A 19,362-nucleotide genomic window follows, 5' to 3' on the forward strand; every position below is an offset into this window, starting at 1 on the left:
TCCGATAAAAACCTGGATGCCAGCAGGCGAACACGTCGATAATCGGAAGCTGCCAGGTCAACTCCATTGCTCCGGGAATTCTAGGTTCATCGGACTGAAGTTTCATGTTTAAACGAATTATGCCAGTTGCCGATTGTTTCAAGGAGAGCGAAACGTCAAAATCTTCTTCTCCTCCCGTCAAGATAAACGTATAACCGCTTGATGAAATATTTTGCACATCATAACTCCTCTCTATCGCGTCTGATTAACCTTTTACCGCGCCTAGCGTAATACCCCCGACAAAATATTTTTGAAGGAACGGGTAGATAAACACGATCGGTAGCGTCACGACCATCGTAACCGCAGCCCGCAAGGTGACCGGAGACAACGTTCTGAATTTGGATTGCGCGATCTGCTGATTTTTGATCTCTTCGAACGATTCCACTTCGAGTAGCAATTTCCGCAAGTAAACCTGTAGCGTATCCCAATGTCCGTTCGAGTTGTACAAGACGACATCGAACCAAGAATTCCAATGTCCGACCGAACTGAAGACGGCGATCGACGCAAATACCGGCAACGAAATTGGCATGACAATCCGGAAGTATATGCCAAGCTCGTTGGCCCCATCGATACGCGCCGATTCGAATAGCGATTCGGGTAAATTTTGCATATAGGAAGCCATAATGAGCATGTAGTACGCATTCAATAAGCTTGGGATCCAATAAACATGAAATGAATTGATCAACCCCAGCTTCACGATCAGCAAATACGTCGGAATCAATCCACCGCTAATGTACATCGTCATCAAAAACATTATTCGCATCAATTTCCTGCCTGAAAAATGCCTTACCGTACTTATATAAGCCAGCAAACCTGTTGCCATCACGCAGGTGGTCGTGCCGACAAGCACTCTCAGGATCGAAATGCCGAACCCCGAAAACAATTTATTCTCGTGAAGCATGAAGCTATATGCATCAATTGAGAACATTCTCGGCCAAAGAAAGATGCCCCCTCTTGCTGCATCCGCACCGTCATTTAACGAGAGGGCCAGCAAATTCAGAAAGGGATATATCATGAGCACTGAAAAAAGCAACATAAAGCCAACATTGGCACAATCAAAAATTTTGCTTCCAAGCGACTTCTTTTGAAAAGACGAATTCATCAGGTCGCGCCTCCTGTCATTGACATGTATCGTATTAAATGATCGACGTATCCAGCACTTTTTTCGAGAACCTGTTCGCACCGAACACGAGAGTAACCCCGATAATCGCTTTCAACAGCCCGATGGCTGCACCGTACGAATAGTTCCCGAGCTCGATGCCGTATTTATAGGCATACGTATCGATAACCTCGTAATACTCTCTCGTTTGCGCGTTTCCGATCAACAACTGCTGTTCGAATCCTGCGTTCAAGATGCCGCCGATGCCGAGTATCCAGAGCAATACGATCGTCGACCGAATGCTTGGAAGCGTAATATGCCAGATCAGTCCGAATCGGTTTAACCCATCGACTTTGCCGGCATCGTACATCTCCGAATCGACGCCCGCCATCGCGGATAAATAAATAATGGTGGACCAACCGACGTCCTTCCACAAATTCGCTGAAGTGATGATCCCCCAAAAGTATTTTCCTTCGCCCAGATAAGAGATCGGTTGATCAATGATATCCAATCGTATTAACACGTCGTTCAAGATACCCTCGTTGCCTAGGAGGGCGAACAGAATGCTAGCCACGACAACCCATGAAATAAAGTGAGGCAAATAAGAAATCGTCTGAATCGTCTTTTTGAATCGTTTGTTATTCAGCTCGTTCAGTAAGATGGCCAGCACGATCGGCGCCGGAAATCCGAATAAGATACTCAGCCCGCTAATAGCCAACGTATTTCGCAAGACGAGTGGGAAGTCCGGCGAATCAAAGAACATCTTAAAATGGGTAAGCCCTACCCAATCGCTCTGTAGAATCGTATTGCCGGGAATATAGTTGACGAAAGCCATCAAAATACCATACATCGGCATATAGCTGAATATTAGAACCCAAATGATCATAGGGATGCTGATCAGCCATAATTGCCGTTCCCGATACAAACTTCTCATCGCGTTCCGAATTTTCATTTGCGATGATGCTGTTGGATTTAATTGATTCAATTTGTTCACGCATACGCCTCCAAATCTTTTTTTTAACAAGAGGAAGGAGGGAACCCCCCTTCCTCCCGGGCGTCCTTACTTCCAATCCTTCAATCTTCTTTGGTATTCTTCCGATTTGAATTGTTCGATCTTGTTCAGACCCGCGGCATTCAACTTATCCTGCATCGCTTTGAAATTCGCGACGCTTTCTTCCTCAGTCTTGCTCATGACCGCCTTCGACCATAACGTTTCTAGCAAATCGGTGATTTGTTTATCGGTTACTGCTAACGGATTGTTCGCCAGGATCGGAATGTTGCCGAAAGTATTGTCGTAGATTGTATCCTTCAGATTGTCATTCAGCATTTTCTTCCATTTGGCTTCTTCATTGAAATTTTGATCGTACCAGTAGGTGCTCTTGCCATCGTCCTTCATCGTTCCATCGGGCGAAACCAAATTTAATTGATCCATGCCGATCAGCTCACCGGCGTCATAGTCGAACGTCGAATCGAGAATCGCTTGCTTTGCAGCGTCGACGAAGCTTGGTTGGTCTTTCTCGAATTTCCAAGTGGATTTATCCGTATTCGGAACGCCCCACCCGATCAAACGGGTTCCGATATCAGTCATGGAGAAATCCAACCATTTGACGATGTCTTCAGGGTTTTTCGCTTTGTCCGTTATAATCGTCATATTGCCGCTTCTAGCATTTTTACCGGACATATACGAATGTTCCGCATTAGGCGCTTTCAGGGCATATTGCATGAAGCGCTTGTCTTCCGTCCATTTCGTATCCGCTTTTTGCCATAATTCGTGGCCGGCGTTCCAGCCGATCCACCAAGCGCCGACATAGCCCATTACGCGGTCGGTGGACATTTTCGCTTTCATGTTTTCGTATTTATTAATGAACGAGTCGGGATCAAGCAAGCCGTCCCTAAAAATTTTATTCATGAATTTCGTCAATTCGAGACCTTCCGGCGTATTGACCCAATGCGTCATTACACCTTCCGGCGTTACTTTATAACCTTCTTTTAGGCCCCAAATGCCCGCAAGCGTCGGCACAGTATTGGTCGTAACCGGAGCGTATGCCGAAAGCGCGTACGTTTTTTCTCCCTTATCGTTCTTTGGATGCTTGGCTTGCATTTGCTTCAAAATGTCGTAGAATTGGTCGGCCGTCTCGAATGTCGGGTTGCCCAGCTCGTTCAAATAGTCATAACGCATATGTGCAGCGTAGTCCGGAATCGGCAATAGTCCCCAATAGCTAGGAAGCGCATACAACTTTCCGTCGGTTAAGTAAGTTTTGTACAGGTCACCAAGCTGCTCTTTGATATGCGGAGCATACTTGTCGATGAATTGACCTAGCTCGATCGCCTTGCCTTGGGCAACCCATTTGGATACGGTTGCTTCGTCCATACCGGCGATAACTTCGGGATAATCATTCGATACGAGCATCAGGTTTTGTCTTTCGTCGCGTTTAACGTCGTAAACAAGCTTGTTGATTTTCACATTAAATTTATCGAGGATGTACTGCTGCAGTTGCTTGGCGTTTTTCTCCGCTTTATCCGGATTGGCTTGACCCGCATAATAGCTAAATTCAATCGTTTTCTTCGGGAGTTCCCAACCAAACTCGTTCGATTGGGCAACCGGATCTGTGGATGCAGATTCAGTAGCGGTTGGAGTAGCTTGCGCCTCGTTGCCGCCGTTATTGTTTTTCGAGCATGCCGCAAGCGTGGACAGGACCAACATTAACGCTAGAACGACCATTAAGGTTTTTTTCACAGAAATCCCTTCTCTCGTTAGAAATAAAGTTGACATCCAACAATGACACCGCTTTCATTATGAATCTTAAAAAATGTTCCTCCTTTGCTAGTACTGACTTTCCCCTTTTTCGGATTTGACAACAATGAAGTTTTTAGTAAAACAAACTATAAATATGGCTTAATTTTACCCACATTTTAGTAAATGTCAATACATTCTCTGAAATATTTTACTTATAATGTAGTATCACTTAAACGTCGATACACTTCTAGGTGAAATGAACTCTAACAATTAGGGTTTTAGGTGCTGGATATAGGGGGAAAGCTCGAATCGCCTTGCTTTAGGCATCCCATTTGGTTACGGTTACTTCGTCCATACCGGCGATAACTTCGGGATAATCCTTCGATAAGAGCACCAGGTTTTATTTTTCGTTGCGTTTACCCTAGTAAACGACTTTGTTGATTTTCACGTTAATTTTTTCGAGGATGTACTGATGCAGTTGTTTTGCGTTTTTCTTCGCTTTATCCGGAATGGCTTGACACGTAGAATAGCTAAATTTCAATCGTTATCTTCGGCCATTCTCAACTAAGCTCGTTCGATTTGGCCTCCAGATCTGTGGATGAGGATTAAAAAGCGGATGGTTTAGCTTGCGCCTCGTTGCCGCTGTTTCTTCTTTTTAAGCATTCCGCGCAAGCGTGGACAGGACTAAGATTTAGCTACAACGCTCATTAATTTTTTTCATAGGACTCCCTTCACTCGTTATAAATAAAGTTGACGTCTGTGATGACACCGCTTTCATTTCTGATCTAAAAAAAACCCCCTCCTTCTGCACGCACTTACTTTCCCCTTTTTTTCGAACTTAATAACAATGCACAATATGTTTTTTAGTAAAACAAACATTAAACATGGCTTTATTTTACTGATATTTAGGTAAATGTCAATACGTCCACTGAATTATTTTACATATTACAAAGTGTCACTTGAACATCGATAATCTTCTGGGTGATATGAATTGCAACAATAAGGTATTTAGGTGCTGTATAGGGGGGAAGGACGACTTCACTACTTTCATGTGAGGGAGGGAGAAACTAGTCTCTTCAGGGAAGAGAGGGTACATCCTCATGCAAGATCGAGCGAACGATAGCCAATAAATCCAGTCCCGCGTTTGGCTACCGTTTTATCGAAACTCTATTCAAATGCCAGGAGCTCAGGAATTCCACTCTAGGCATTTAGCTCATAGCATCACTATTTTGCAAATCAATATTAGTACGTCCACTTTCCGATCCACAGCTATTCCTGATGACAAGATTCGTAGGTATTGTGACATGCAGAGGAATTTCACGCCCATTGAAACGATCGGCCATTAATTTTACGGCTGTCCTCCCCATTTCTTCGGAAAATATTTTTACGGTTGTCAACGGAGGAGTGACGAAAGAAGCGAACGGAATATCGTCAAAGCTCACGATAGCAATATCTTCAGGGACTTTTAACTTGAACTCGCTCACGGCCTTCAACGCCGCAATGGCCATTGGATCGCTGCCAATCAAGAAAGCTGTAGGTCGATCATCCTGTTCCAATGCTTGTCTCATGAGGGCATACCCTTCCTCTGTTCGCCATTCCCCCACAAAGATGTGCTTCGGATTATAATATCCTGCTTCTTTCATGATCGCTTCGTATTCAAGTTGACGAATATCCGTAGCATAACTTCTACCGCTTATCTTACGAATGTAACTGATTCCGCCGATATAACCGATTTTTCGATGACCTAGCGCGATGAGATGATGAATGGCCTGTCTAGCCGCCTTCTGTAAATCGAACATGACGGAGTCGAATTTATCATCGATCATGTAGTCAACGGAAATAATTTGTTTCATCCGTGTCAAGTGGTTCAAAAGCTCGTTGTGTACTTTGCCGATGACAAACAAACCATCCAACTCGTTCGAATCGATAACATGTTCAGATTCATCCATAAGCCGAAATATCTTGGATACATTGATGTTTTGTTTAACGCATTCTTGTTCTATTCCTTGTCGAATAGACAAAAAGTAGGGGTCAGAAAACTCCAATTTCTCCGAACACGTAATAAGCAGCCCTACGTTTTTCTTCACGATTTCTGTATCAATCGGTCTTTTCGAACGCATTCCTCCCTTTCGGTAACCCAATGCTTTGGCTGCCACAATGATTCTCTGTCTCGTATCTTCTGAAACCTGTAATGTATAGTCTTTGTTCAACACACGCGAAACCGTAGCACTAGAAACTTCCGCTTTTCTCGCAACATCCTTTATTGTGACCAATTCACCATCACACCCTCGGTTTAATTTACTAAACATTTTACCAACAAGAAATGTAAATAGCAATTAAATTTAATTTGTTAATAGATCGGAGTGTCGCCCAACGGACTATTGTTCCTCCTAGCAAAAAAGTTTCTATCTATATACGTAAAAAAACCGCTCTGAGAGCGGGTTACTCGATGGAGCCGAGGGGAGTCGAACTCCCCTTACTTATCACGTCATTCGCATCATCACTGTTTATAATAAGGTTCACTGCTTTACTTGAGCAATACTGTCACATCTCGTTTAGAAATTACGAACCATCAATATGAAGTACTCCACATGTGTCGAGTGCTGAAAGTAGAACAAACTAAGATGTGGCTGAATTCAGCTAATATTGTATCCTTAAGTTATCCCCGTTTCAGCTTTAATAAATAGACTGGTAAATATGCTGCAATTAACATAGGTATAACCAGCTTCACTTGGAAGATCAAGATTAAAAGCAAAAAAACAGCCAGTGGCTTCCGGAGTACTGCACTGGTGAGAGATGTGGTGACTACGGCAATGGATGTTACCGGATCTATCGAGAATAACAACGCAATTCCATAGCCTATGCTTACCCCTGCAAAAATAATAGGAAAGATATGTCCTCCACGCCAACCAGAGGCTAAACAAAATTCAGTTAAAAATAGCTTTAAAATACCTATTGCCAATAGTAAATAAGCTGACATACCGGTCCAATTAGCAGCTAACTCGGTTAACTCATGTTCCCCAGAAAATAAAGTAATAGGGAGAATCGTACCAACTAATCCTAGTACTATCCCACCAATAACTGCTCGAATGACTTTATAATTTTCAAGTGGTTTGAGTACTTTTTGGGCACTAACACTAAAAATTTTATATATTTTTGCAAACAATACTCCTAAAAGGATCAACGGAATTAAAGCCAATATTTCAAATCCGCCTAATGCTGGTGCACCAAAATCCGCTATTGAAAATTGTTTGTTATCTATTTTGGATAATAGTATAAATACAGAAAAACCTGCGGCAGTAGTTAATGAATATACAACTGTCTTTAATAACTTAATATACCTTGACTCTTTTTTATCTTCAAACAATGTACTAACTCCAAATAGCGGCGCCCTAAAAACCATACCCATTGTCGTCTCAATACTATATTCGATGATGATATCTCCATGTTCATTTAATACAGATTTTTTCTTAACTAAAGATTTCAAAACATCTCCTGCCCACGTAGAAAGGCCTCCTACAATCCCGACTAAAGCCGCTTCGGGACCAAGACTGGCTCCAAAAGAAAGTACACAAATTGCAATTATGCCGCCCTTAAACACTGACCTGTAATCAATTCTTTTGGTTTGTTTGAATTCTGCTACTACTTCATCTGTTAATCGTGGATAATTACCAAGGTACTTTTGAGATAAACCTATCAAAATACCGCCAACTACACTCACGATTAGTGTCCAAGATCCAATATAAATTACATTCGGTAAATCAACCCATAAAAAGCGAGTCGTTACAGAAAGAATAGCGAGAAAGCTCCATACGAAAAGTCCAACAATCCCTCCTGTAACGATGCTATATAGAATAAAAATACCTGCTCCTAAAAACTTCATTCTCTTTTTACCCCGCTTTCCTAAAAAGCACAGATCCTAGTGCATAAATAATTTCTGATGTTACCACAGGCAGGGTTCGTTACAGCTTAATTATTTCTTATCAATACTTATGTTATACGTCTCAGCAGAGAGATAGTTTCCACATGTGTCGAGTGTTCAGAGAGAAAACCAGTAATCGCTATATCCCCCGAAATGCCTACTGAATGATTCCTCATCATTAACCTAAAAAGGCAATCGAACGTTTTACTTTTCTTGCAAATGCAACGGGATTATCAATCGACTCCCAGTGAATATACATAAGACGTGGATTCTCAAACAACCAGTGATTATGGACTGCTGTTACTTTAATCCCGTTCCTGCGAAGGTTTGACAGCAATCGATTGACTTGGTTCTGAAAGAGAGCCGTTTCCCCTAAGCACAGTGCACGGCCTGAACTGTCCAGTGATTCAAATGAGAACAGTTGATAACGGACCAATGGAGATGTGGTAGCTCTCCCCAAAATTGAAGCGTTTACTTTCCTGTTTCTGGTGACAAAACATACCGGACCCTTTGTAATTTCATGCTCGGTTGCACCTAAAATGGTTGAAAATTGGTTACATAGTCTTCTAAAACGGGGACTTGCTTTCACCTGTTCAGCCATACGAAATCATCCTTTCAGAATAAGTTAAGAATCCAACTTCATCGCTCAACTGCATTAACCCAAGAATGCAATGGATTCTTTGGTTTTTCTAGCAAACGCAACTGGATTGTCAATGGATTCCCAGTGCATATACATTAAACGAGGGTTTTCTTTTAGCCAGTGATTATGAAGCGCAGTCACTTTTATCCCACGTTTACGGAGATTCGACATCAATCGATTTACTTGATTTTGATGTACAGCAGTTTCTCCCAAACAAAGCGCGCGGCCTGACTTATCAAGAGATTCAAACGAAAACATTTGCATTTGCACCAAAGGAGAGCGCGTTCTTCTTCCCAGGATCGTCTCCCTTAAATTTGTCATGCGCATGACAAAACAAACCGGACCTTCTTCAACTTCCGATTCACCACCTAGAATTTTTCCAAATTGCATACAAAGTCTTTTAAATTGCGGGCTAACCTTCACTTTTCCAGCCATATAAATCCTCCTTTACTCATTTTCGAAATATCTTATGACCAAAAAAGAAAAGTGTATGGGCGAAACACTGAGGATAAACGAATATCAGGTTGTCGTGTTGATCATTCACGTACTTACCCTGAAAATCCAAAACTCTTGTCAAAAGAAAAAGCCGAGCGAAAAACAGGTTAAATACCTGAATCTCTTCGGCTAAACAGGGTCAATCTGTTTCATTCCACGCTAAAGTATGAAAAATTTTATCTGGAAGATCTCACATGTACAACGATGGCAATAATTCAGATTCAAGCGAAACTAAATAACCAGTCGCCGATAGACTACCGGCGACTGGTTATTTTAACTTGTAAGGTGTTTTAATCCCCTATCACAAACGGGGGACTTTTTTTATTACATGTTGTTTCATGAAATACGGACGTATTCCTTATTCGCTGTTTCCAACATGGATTTCCAATCCGCAAACTTCGTCTCTCTAACTACATGACGATCAAAAAGTTCATCAGGGATGTCAGCAACATCTTCTTCTGTCTTTACTTGAAAGTTCCCTTTGATTACAAACTCATCAAAACTCTTGCAATTGGAATACTTACTCATAAACGCTTCATTAAACAATTTCTCGAAAGAGATGTGATTGGGATCTTCTTGATACGTTTTCTGACCTTGTAACTCATTCATCAATTCTTCCATGGTCATTGGTTTTTGTCTTCTCAAATTACCACTCCTAATTTTCTGTTATAGTTATAGAATATCATGTTAATCCATAAATCACACGAATCCTAAGCTTAACATAATTTTCACTATTTCACCTTTAGATTTTCACTTTTCACTTTAATAAGTCATAAAAAACTTTATATCAGAATGAAAATATCGGCTATAACTACAATATACCACCAATTAACAAATGAATGAATCCAATTCTAGGTCAACAACGAATTGGTATCCTTCATGAAATACATAATACAATTCCTTCTCTTTCATAGACATTGGTTCATCAATCCAAATACTAAAAAGGGCTCCTGATAAATACGGAAGCCCCACACTTTAGCTAGAATTCTTTAAACAACAGTTATAAAGGCAAAATCAATTCCTACTCCTTCGAAACTTGGATCAGATGTTGTTGAACTACCTCCAGCATAGATAGGTGTATCCTTTTAATAAATCGCAACTCTTATTTCACATAATAAAGTTCAACATTTCTAAAGCACGTTTCAGCATTACTGCTGCTTGAGCGCGGCTTGCTGTTTCCCTCGGCGCGAGTTTCGTTGCCGATGTACCGCTCATAATTCCCATATCTACTCCCCATTGAACGGCTTCACGAGCAAAGCTAGATAACTGCGTCTGATCAGAATATACAACTAATGAAGTACTTAACTGATTGCTTCCAGAGCCCGTATCACCTTGCACGAGCTGAGCCGCCTTCATAATCATGACAATCATTTGCTCTCTTGTGATGAATGCGTCAGGGTCGAACTTATTGTTCCCTACCCCTTCTACTAAACCGTACTGAGCTGCTGTATTCACATCTGCTGCATACCATTTTTTTGCTGCAACATCGTCAAATACTTGATCAGTATCATTAATCAATAAACCTAAGCCCCTTACTAGCAGAGAAGCGAATTGCGCTCGAGTAACTTCACCTTCAGGATTAAAGGTTCGATCTGTTATACCGTTAACAATTAGCTTAGACGCAAGTGCTTCTATATCTGCTTGTGCCCAGTGACCTTTCAAATCATCGAATACTTTTTTGCCCTGCACAATGACATAAGATCCATTCGAGTGATCTTTAATCGTAGCGATTGTTTGACCATCTTTAACGGTAAATTGTGATGGCACGAATCGCATTTCTCCTGTCACCGGGTCATACTTCACTACGGTTACTTCATTAAAATTGTGAATCACTTGATCTAATACTAATGTCCGTTCCACATAGCCAAAGGAATGAATATCGTACACCGCTTTCTTCGTTTGCAGCATTGCTGTGTATTCAATAAGATCACTTAGTCGCTTCATTCCATTATCAGAAATCATAATATCCAGCTTCTGATCATGCTCATCTCCAACGTTTTGTAAGTGTACAATAAGTATTGTATCAGCATCTACTTCACTTTGAATATCCTTGTTATTTAACATTGCAACGGGCCATTTATAGCTTCCAAATGCATTACGAATCAACAAGTTCGTATCCGGCTTACTCGTAGATAATTCAAGTAAAGCCTCCATTGGAATGCGTATATCATAACGTCCGTAAGCTCCAGCCACTTCAATAGTTAATGTAGATCCTGCTTGTGTCGATTTTGCAAAATCTTTCACTTTTTTCGCAAACTGATTCCTATCGAGTGAGGCAGTTACACTATTTTTCGCAGTATCAATGGTTAGCTCAGATGTTCTCGGTTCATATACAGCAGGGTTCTCTGTAACAGGGAGCTCTGTAGCAGGCTTCGTAATGCCACCGGTGCTACCACTACCGTTAACACCGCCACTGTTGTTTCCTCCACTATTGTTGTTTCCTCCGTCGTTTCCTCCCCCAGAAGATTGATTAGTCATGGTAATATTCTTCTCACCTTGAACGTTTGATCCATCCATTGCGGTTGCAATTACCTTGACTGTTCCATCCTTCACTGCTGTTAGCAATCCATTTTGATCAATCGTTGCTTTATCCGTTGTGCTCACGCCATCTGCCTCATATACGGACCATTTAACAATGTGACTAGTGGCATTAGCTGGGAGCAACTCCGCTGTAAACTGCAGGCTTCCGCCTTTTACATCAATTACTGCTGAGTTATTAGCGCCAGCTATAGAGATAGATTCTACCTTTACATCATTACCACCATTCTCGCCTCCGTCAGAAGATTGATTTGTAATGGTAATATCGTTCTCACCTTGAACGTTTGATCCGTCCGTTGCGGCTGCAATTACTTTGACTGTTCCATCCTTCAACGCTGTTAACAATCCATTTTGATCAATAATTGCTTTGTCCGTTACGCTTACGCCATCTGTCTCATAGACGGACCATGTAACCGTGTGATTCGTAGCATTAGCTGGGAGCAACTCCGCCGTTAACTGCAGGCTTCCGCCTCTTACATCAATCACTACTGAGTCATTAGCGCCAGCTATAATGATAGATTCTACCTTTACATCATTACCACCATTCTCGCCTCCGTCAGAAGATTGATTCGTTATGGTAATTTCTTTCTCACCTTGAACGTTTGATCCGTCCGTTGCGGCTGCAATTACTTTGACTGTTCCATCCTTCACTGCTGTTAACAATCCATTTTGATCAATCGTTGCTTTATCCGTTGCGCTCACGCCATCTGCCTCATATACGGACCATTTAACAATGTGACTAGTGGCATTAGCTGGGAGCAACTCCGCTGTTAACTGCAGGCTTCCGCCTTTTACATCAATCACTGCTGAGTCATTAGCGGTAGCTAAAGTAATAGATTCTACACTTACAACCGTAGCTTTCCACTTCGCGTACAATATAATATTTTGATCTTCCACATGATTAGATGAAAAATCCCATTTCTCTGTTAATTCCTCATCCTTGTACCAACCAATGAATATATGACCTTCTTTTGTCGGTACTACTGGCTCTGTAATTGTGGTGCCTGATGTTACAGAAATACTTTCCACTTTGCTACCACCATTGCTGTTAAATGTTACTGTAATCTCATTGATTGGAGCTAGTCCCGTATAATACTCAACTTCAGATATATTTCCATAACCGCCATTAGGGGACAAATAACGGATATACCGGTATGCTGTCGCCTGATCTGCAATATTCACTTCAGTCCAACCAGGAGAAGGTTTAGACTCAATCGTATACAGATCCTTAAACCCAGCAGATTGAGACGTATTTGAACCTTGGAATTTCCCACCTATCATTCTCCATTCATTGTCTGGGCGAGAGAAATAGCGGATAACTTGGATATTACTTTCATTTGATTTGCCTAGATCTATACCAACATACTGTCCATCTGCATTTTGTGCATCAAAATGGGTACTTGTATCTCCATCCATCGCTTTATCGAATGTACATGAGGAACAATCTTTCCATGATGGACCTGTACCGAAGACTTGACCTGATAGCTTATTTAACTGATTGCTAAGTAAAATTATAGCTTCACCCTTAACATTAGACCCGTCATTAGCCGTCGCTACAACTTTGACCTGCCCATTCTTAGCAGCACTCAGCAAACCACTTGCACTTATCGTAGCTTTATCAGTAGCCGTTTCGTCCAAATTAACAACAGACCATGTAACGGTTTTATTTTGAGCGTTGTCCGGAGTTAGAGCTGCCGTCATCTGTAATGTTCCTCGGTTCGTATCAATGGCGGATTTGTCTCCATGTCCAGTCACTTGAATACCCGATACGGAAGAGTATAGATTCAAGGTAATGGCATTACCGAAAACTTGCACTTTCTCCCCTAGTCCCATAGTAATTTGCACGTCTCTAACCGTTACAACAGCTGATGGTCTATCACTTGTTTTCGCCTTTAAATGTAGCGTAAGCGAATCCAGCGATTCAATGATACCTTTAGAATCCCCTTCCAGAACGATGCGCACTTGTCCTGGTGCTATAACATCAGATGATTCAACTGAAAGACCTGCAATTAGCGATTCGGCTGAGACAAACTCAAGTAATTCCGGATCGTAAGCAATAACGGCATCTAACTTCTTAATTTTTTCCGTATCCTTCAGTCCGCTGATTACGTATGTCAAGTCGAAAGCTTCTCCAACGTTAACCGATTCATTACCTTTTAACGCGGAGGTTAAGCCTATAGGCACAGGTTGCTGGTATAGATCATGATCTATTCTCCATTTTTGCAGCATAGAATCATCCCATACCCCCAGATTTACATGCACTCCTTCCCCAAGCGAGAGCTGGCTTAGCTGGAGTACCAACCCGCTTTTTACATTGGTTAGCTTAAAGTAACCGTCATTTGTTGGCTCGACTTTCCATTTCTGATGATCGCCCCCTGACCAGAGACTCTGCTGTACAATAGTCTGTGCATCGCTCGATAGGTTCTGAACCTCAAGCACTTTGCCACTATTTAAATTAGTAATTTTATAAATATCTTCACTATCTAAGGGCTCAAAACCCCATTGTTGATTTGCAGCTGCCTTGAATGAAACCTTATCTTGTACTATAAAAGTTGGATTGTGTTTAACCTTCAGCGATAACCCACTACTTTTGCTGATGATCTGTGTGTTCCCACCCCCAACATCATTCAACTTCCACATCTGATTGTTCGCATTACTCAACGTTCTTTGACGTATCTCTTCTCCAGTGCTGTCGCTAAGAGAAGTTAGGGCTTTTTGGCTCGAACGGTTCACGATGGTGAAGTAGCCATCGGATGCATCCGAAATAGACCATTGTTGATTAATATTTCCATTCTCATCCCATTCGATAATATCTGCACTATCCAAGGATGAGCCTCCAGAAACGTCAATCGCCTTTCCCGAGTTGACGTTGACGATAGAAGAATAGGTACCTTCTCGTTTCACTATTTTCCATAATTGAGCCGGATCTATCCCACCTTGTCCTTGCCCTACTTGTGCATCATCCAGCTTCGAAGCGTCATTGACCTGCAAAAACATGTTGCTAAACGAATTTGAGAGTGCATAAGATTCGTCAGAATTAAACGTAGGCAAGCTAATTTTCACTGTAACATCTTTACCAGCTATCATTGCTAATGAACGAGTATCCACTTTCCCTGGTACCGCAGTAATAAGTGCGCCTGTTGATTCTATCTTTCCGATTCCTTTTTTGCTAGATAGTAATAGATCCTGATTAATATCGGAGTTCAAGACAGCTGTCATCGTCCCTTGACTCATGTCCCATGAAAGATTTTTAATGGTCGTCTGGTTTCTGCTTTTTGTGCCTGAAATGCTTCCTTTTTGCCACTGTTCTGGCAACGCAGGAAGAAGTTCAATCGAATTAGCATTCGAATATACCAATGCTTCCATCAGGATAGCTGGAATCGTGATCGATGCATCCGTACAATACACACTTTGCCAATTATCATTATGTGAGGTCATTAAGCTCAAAAAGAAATAATTATCGGTAAAAAGTGGCTTAATTGCATCATAAACACCCGCACCCCGTTTAAGTCTCGCTTCAACTAGCGCGTTATGAACAAGTCCGTGTGCGGCATTTTGACCACTTTCTTGTACGCGGTTGTCTAAGGCTTTCATAGATCCCTCGAAAAGAGCAGAATCTCCTTCCTCGATTTCATGCGCCGGCCACGCTGGATACAAATGGCTGATGTGTCGGTGATAATTTTGATCTTCAATTCCTTCCATCGCCCATTCTTTCAAAGAGCCATCTGTGTTGTATACATAACTTGGGAGTTTGTTCAACAAACTCTCCCACCTTTGAATATCCTCAGAATGCCCACTTGCCTCGGCAACGTCAATCAGCATTTTTAGCGCATCTTTAGTCGATGCAATATCCATGGTTGCATTCGGCTGAAGTGTTGAAGATCGATTTGAGGGATAATTTTCCGGTGAATAAGTAGGAACCAGAATGTGCTTACCGTATTTATCCATATAATCATCCGTCAAAAGCTGTTCAAAGAAATTACCCACCTTTGTCAAGTTTGTATACAGAATATCAAGTACAGGTGCCTCTCCACCTTTACCATCAGGTATCTGGCGATTACCAAAAGTTAAATAGTACTCATAAAAAGGCATAAGAAGCCAGCTGCCTCCGGAAAGCCAATATTGACCCGGAAAGGAATCATCAGTCGTAAAATGCGTTAATGCTCCGCCCTCGCCATCCGTTCTAGGAGGGGCTAAAATCGCATTTTTGAAGCCAAAAATTCGCTCTGCGTTGAGTTCCCAGTCTGCGATTTGATTCATGATCAGGTTAAAGTAACCTTCCATGGCCTCAGGTGTATTTCCAATGTTGCCGCCGGCAATCTGCAGATTAACATTCGCATCGGTCGTGAAATCCCCCATCCATTGCGGCATAAATTCACCTGTCCATATCCCCATCAGTCGTGGAGGACCAAAGCCACTTGATGAGATGTAAGCATATCTACCGCTATCGAACATTTTCTCAACTAATGCTGTATTTAATTCTTGTTTGTTTTCTCTTTGCTTATCAAGAAGTTGTTCGCTCGTAAGGGAACGATCTGTCAAATCCGCATTCAGATCGAGCTTGACCCTATTCATCATCTCACCATGAATTTCAGCATGTGGAGCTAGCATTTTCGCATAATCAAGTTTTCCATTTATCGTATACTTCTCTAGAACTTTCGAAATATCCGCCAGCAATTTATCTACAAGCTTGTCATCATTAAGCTCAAAATCTTTATCCTGCCGATCAAGGCTTGTTATTAGAGCAATATGCGTTGCGCCCGAAATATTGACACGCTCATCAACAACACTTTTAATGCCATCTGTAACGATTTGGGTAACGCCTGCATAACCACCACTTTTTAGTGGCGAATTCGCTTGTGATGTGTATTTCCCTTTTAACGATAAATAGTCGCCTTTTGAATCAACCTTTTTATTCAATGAAATTCCTGTGCTATCGAAATTCGGCATAGACTTAGCATCGATCTCCACCGTAGCACTAAAATCATTCGCTTGTGTCGGCTTTTCCATATATGTAACGATGACATTGTCGGTCCGTGACACAAAAGTTTTCCTCAGCCAATCTCCTTTCGCATCGCTCCATTGTACGCCGACCTCACCCGTTTCAAAATTGGTCCAGCGATCATAATTCGATTGCGTACCGGACGATGTTAAGTTTAACTTAGCCTTGTAACCCGGATGAAACGAGTAGGTGTTGACAATATTCCAGTTCGCTCTACTGTCTCCTGAATATTCACGAAGCCAATTCGTCGCCGCTTGATTCGCCTTACCAGCCGCATCTTTTCCTTTATCGGCCATAACAAGATCACGAACTTCCTTCAAGACACTACTAATATCAGGCGCTTCGCGTACTCCGTTATTAGGTACATTAAATCTAGTGTTGTTAAAAATGAACGTGTCATTGAGAGGATCTCCATAATCCATGACCCCTAATAAACCATTACCGCTAACCATTGCATCCTTCCACCACGTTGCCACTTGTTTGGAATGAATACCTCGCATCTCCGTAGGCTTGATGTCAGTGCTAATCGCACGGACAACCTCAGGAGCTGTTGCGAACAACGACGTGAAGAGAGCCGTTGTAAGCCCCATCGCTATAATTCTTTTCCTCAACATGTTATCTTCACCCATTTTCTATATATAATGTTAAAATAATTGTTACTGTAAAAAGGACAACATTGACCAATATGAAACTATTAGCATCTCATTGTCATCGACCCCATTTTTAATATTTAACGTTATGTTGTTGTTACCATTTATTACCGCCGAAATGATAACGCTTTCATTCTAGCATTCAAGAAAAAAATCTCTATAACAATATTTAGATCATTTGGTTTTTTTATCACTCATTAAAATTCGTCTTCGAATATTTTTAGGTAACATTTTTGGATTTTTGTAGTATTTTTGGTTTTATGTTAGAAATCCAATAATTTGTACTGTTAAAACAAAAAGCCTCCCTTATACATATAAGGAAGGCTTCTTAATATCATTTTCTCTAGGACAATTTTACCAAGCTGTAGTTTTTCTTACCCTTACGGATAATGATAAACCGGCCGCCGATAGCTTCACTAGCAGTAACCTCCAGCGCTACATCGCTAACTTTCTCACCATTCATGGAGATTGCTCCTTTGGTGATATCCTCACGTGCTTGACGCTTGGATGGCTCAATACCTAGATCAACCAACCACTCTACGATATTTTTAGATTCCAGCGTAGTTTCGTAGGTCGGCATTTCCTTGAAGCCTTGCTCGATCTCATCAGCAGTTAGGGATTTGATATCTCCACTGAACAGAGCAGCAGTAATACGTTTAGCCTGCTCCAGCAATTCTTCACCATGAACGAATCTGGTCATTTCTTCGGCAAGAGTTTTTTGAGCTTCGCGTTTATGTGGTTCGGTCTGTACTTTTTCCGCAAGCGCATCAATTTGCTCTTTAGATAGGAACGTAAAGTACTTCAAGTATTTCACAACATCACGGTCATCGGTGTTCGCCCAGAACTGGTAAAACTCAAACGCCGTCGTTTTGTTCGGATCCAGCCAGATAGCTCCTCCAGCTGATTTCCCGAATTTTGTACCATCGGCTTTCAGCATAAGCGGGATCGTAAGTCCGAATGCCTTTGCTTCAGGTCCTTCTTTTCTGCGGATCAGATCTAGACCACTTGTAATGTTGCCCCATTGATCGGAGCCACCAATTTGCAGCTGCACATCTTCATGCTGGTACAGATGCAGGTAATCTAGGGATTGCAGGATTTGGTAGGAGAATTCCGTAAAGGAAATTCCGCTGTCCAATCTGCTCGCAACAACATCTTTGGCAAGCATCGAATTGATGCTAAAGTTCTTACCATAGTCACGTAAAAATTCGATCACATTGATTTTATGCGTCCAATCGTAGTTGTTCACCATCCGGATTTGATTGTCGCCATCTGTAACGAACAGCTTTTTCATTTGTGCGGTAAGCGCATCTACGTTAGCTTGGATTTGCTCCAGTGTCTGCAATGAACGCTCGGATTGTCGTCCACTCGGATCACCGATCGTACCCGTAGCACCACCAATTAGCATAACCGGACGATGTCCTGCAAGCTGGAATCTTTTGAGCACCATGAACGGAATCAAGTGACCAATATGCATGCTGTCACCCGTTGGATCTACGCCGCAGTACACAGAAACAGATTTCTGGTTGGTCAATTCTCTAAGCCCTTCGGCATCGGTTTGTTGATTGATGGCATCGCGCCACTCTAGTTCGTCGATAATATTCATTGCCTAACACCCCTTAAATTAGTAGATATCCTATTGATGAAGTGAAACATATAAATCCTTGTATTTAAAAACAAAAAAATCGCCCCCGTGTCTATTGTAGACATAGGGACGATTGAATAACCGTGTTACCACCCAGATTGCACCAATGAAAACGCTAATGCTAAAACATAGCATTGATGCCACTCGTGACGAGATATCGTTCGCCATTCCGCTCGGTGTTAGCCGAGATACTCCAAAGTGTAATTCGTACTCTTAGTATGTACCGGGTTTCATCAACCCCCGGCTTTCTGGAACAGGGACTAAGCTACTACTGGGCTTCTTCAACGTATATCGTATATAAGATTACAGCCAGTATAGTGAAATAATTCTTCAATGTCAACATATTAAGCTGAGAATACTGGGAAAGAAGATTTCCGCCTATCTGGAATTTGAAGTGGAGACGTACCGGAATCTTTACTCCCTTCAGCACATCGAAGTCCTTCTCAATCGTATTAAGGTCTACGATAACGCCGGGGTAGTCGATTGTCGAGTGCACTTCACAATCTGAATCGGTTTGCACTGTCCATTTGTAGGTACGCTTCAATGCGGCTGCTCGTTTGATATTCCTGCTATTAGCCTTTTCCACAATAAAAAACGC

At 41.8% G+C, this 19,362-nt stretch carries 11 protein-coding genes and 1 other annotated feature; all 11 genes read right to left on the reverse strand.

Translation table 11 applies throughout. The annotated features are described in order from the left end of the window. Nucleotides 1-244: 244 nt before the first annotated feature. Entirely contained in the window at nt 245-1,141 is an 897-nt protein-coding gene (locus UQ64_RS14555; RefSeq protein WP_060624185.1) for a carbohydrate ABC transporter permease, read from the reverse strand. A 34-nt stretch (nt 1,142-1,175) separates the two neighbouring features. Further along, nucleotides 1,176-2,132 carry an ABC transporter permease gene (locus UQ64_RS14560; protein WP_245237977.1) on the reverse strand — a complete coding sequence of 319 codons (957 nt, stop codon included), beginning with the start codon at nt 2,130-2,132 and terminating at the stop codon, nt 1,176-1,178. Between the two features lie 66 nt (nt 2,133-2,198). Next, a complete protein-coding gene (locus UQ64_RS14565) occupies nt 2,199-3,875 on the reverse strand; it encodes a type 2 periplasmic-binding domain-containing protein (protein ID WP_060624186.1) in 1,677 nt (558 codons plus the stop codon). A gap of 1,208 nt (nt 3,876-5,083) precedes the next feature. Beyond that, complete coding sequence (locus tag UQ64_RS14570; RefSeq protein WP_060624187.1) at nt 5,084-6,148, reverse strand: LacI family DNA-binding transcriptional regulator; 1,065 nt, start codon at nt 6,146-6,148, stop codon at nt 5,084-5,086. Nucleotides 6,149-6,534: 386 nt separating this feature from the next. Next, complete coding sequence (locus tag UQ64_RS14575) at nt 6,535-7,758, reverse strand: chloride channel protein (protein WP_060624188.1); 1,224 nt, start codon at nt 7,756-7,758, stop codon at nt 6,535-6,537. A gap of 217 nt (nt 7,759-7,975) precedes the next feature. Beyond that, entirely contained in the window at nt 7,976-8,398 is a 423-nt protein-coding gene (locus UQ64_RS14580; RefSeq protein ID WP_060624189.1) for a DUF1259 domain-containing protein, read from the reverse strand. A 54-nt stretch (nt 8,399-8,452) separates the two neighbouring features. Further along, nucleotides 8,453-8,872 (reverse strand): DUF1259 domain-containing protein, encoded by a 420-nt coding sequence (locus UQ64_RS14585; protein WP_060624190.1) that lies wholly within the window; start codon nt 8,870-8,872, stop codon nt 8,453-8,455. 396 nt (nt 8,873-9,268) lie between these two features. Next, a complete protein-coding gene (locus UQ64_RS14590; RefSeq protein ID WP_060624191.1) occupies nt 9,269-9,559 on the reverse strand; it encodes a hypothetical protein in 291 nt (96 codons plus the stop codon). Between the two features lie 480 nt (nt 9,560-10,039). Further along, nucleotides 10,040-17,086 carry a glycosyl hydrolase family 95 catalytic domain-containing protein gene (locus UQ64_RS14595; RefSeq protein ID WP_167348484.1) on the reverse strand — a complete coding sequence of 2,349 codons (7,047 nt, stop codon included), beginning with the start codon at nt 17,084-17,086 and terminating at the stop codon, nt 10,040-10,042. Nucleotides 17,087-17,465: 379 nt separating this feature from the next. Next, on the reverse strand, nt 17,466-18,725 hold the full coding sequence (tyrS, locus tag UQ64_RS14600) for a tyrosine--tRNA ligase (RefSeq protein WP_060624193.1): 1,260 nt from the start codon (nt 18,723-18,725) through the stop codon (nt 17,466-17,468). 101 nt (nt 18,726-18,826) lie between these two features. Then, nucleotides 18,827-19,058: a binding site (T-box leader), on the reverse strand. Then, nucleotides 19,033-19,350 (reverse strand): hypothetical protein, encoded by a 318-nt coding sequence (locus UQ64_RS14605; protein WP_060624194.1) that lies wholly within the window; start codon nt 19,348-19,350, stop codon nt 19,033-19,035. It overlaps the preceding feature by 26 nt. Nucleotides 19,351-19,362: the final 12 nt, after the last annotated feature.

This window comes from Paenibacillus etheri (genome assembly GCF_001012825.1).
Lineage (GTDB): Bacteria > Bacillota > Bacilli > Paenibacillales > Paenibacillaceae > Paenibacillus_AQ > Paenibacillus_AQ etheri.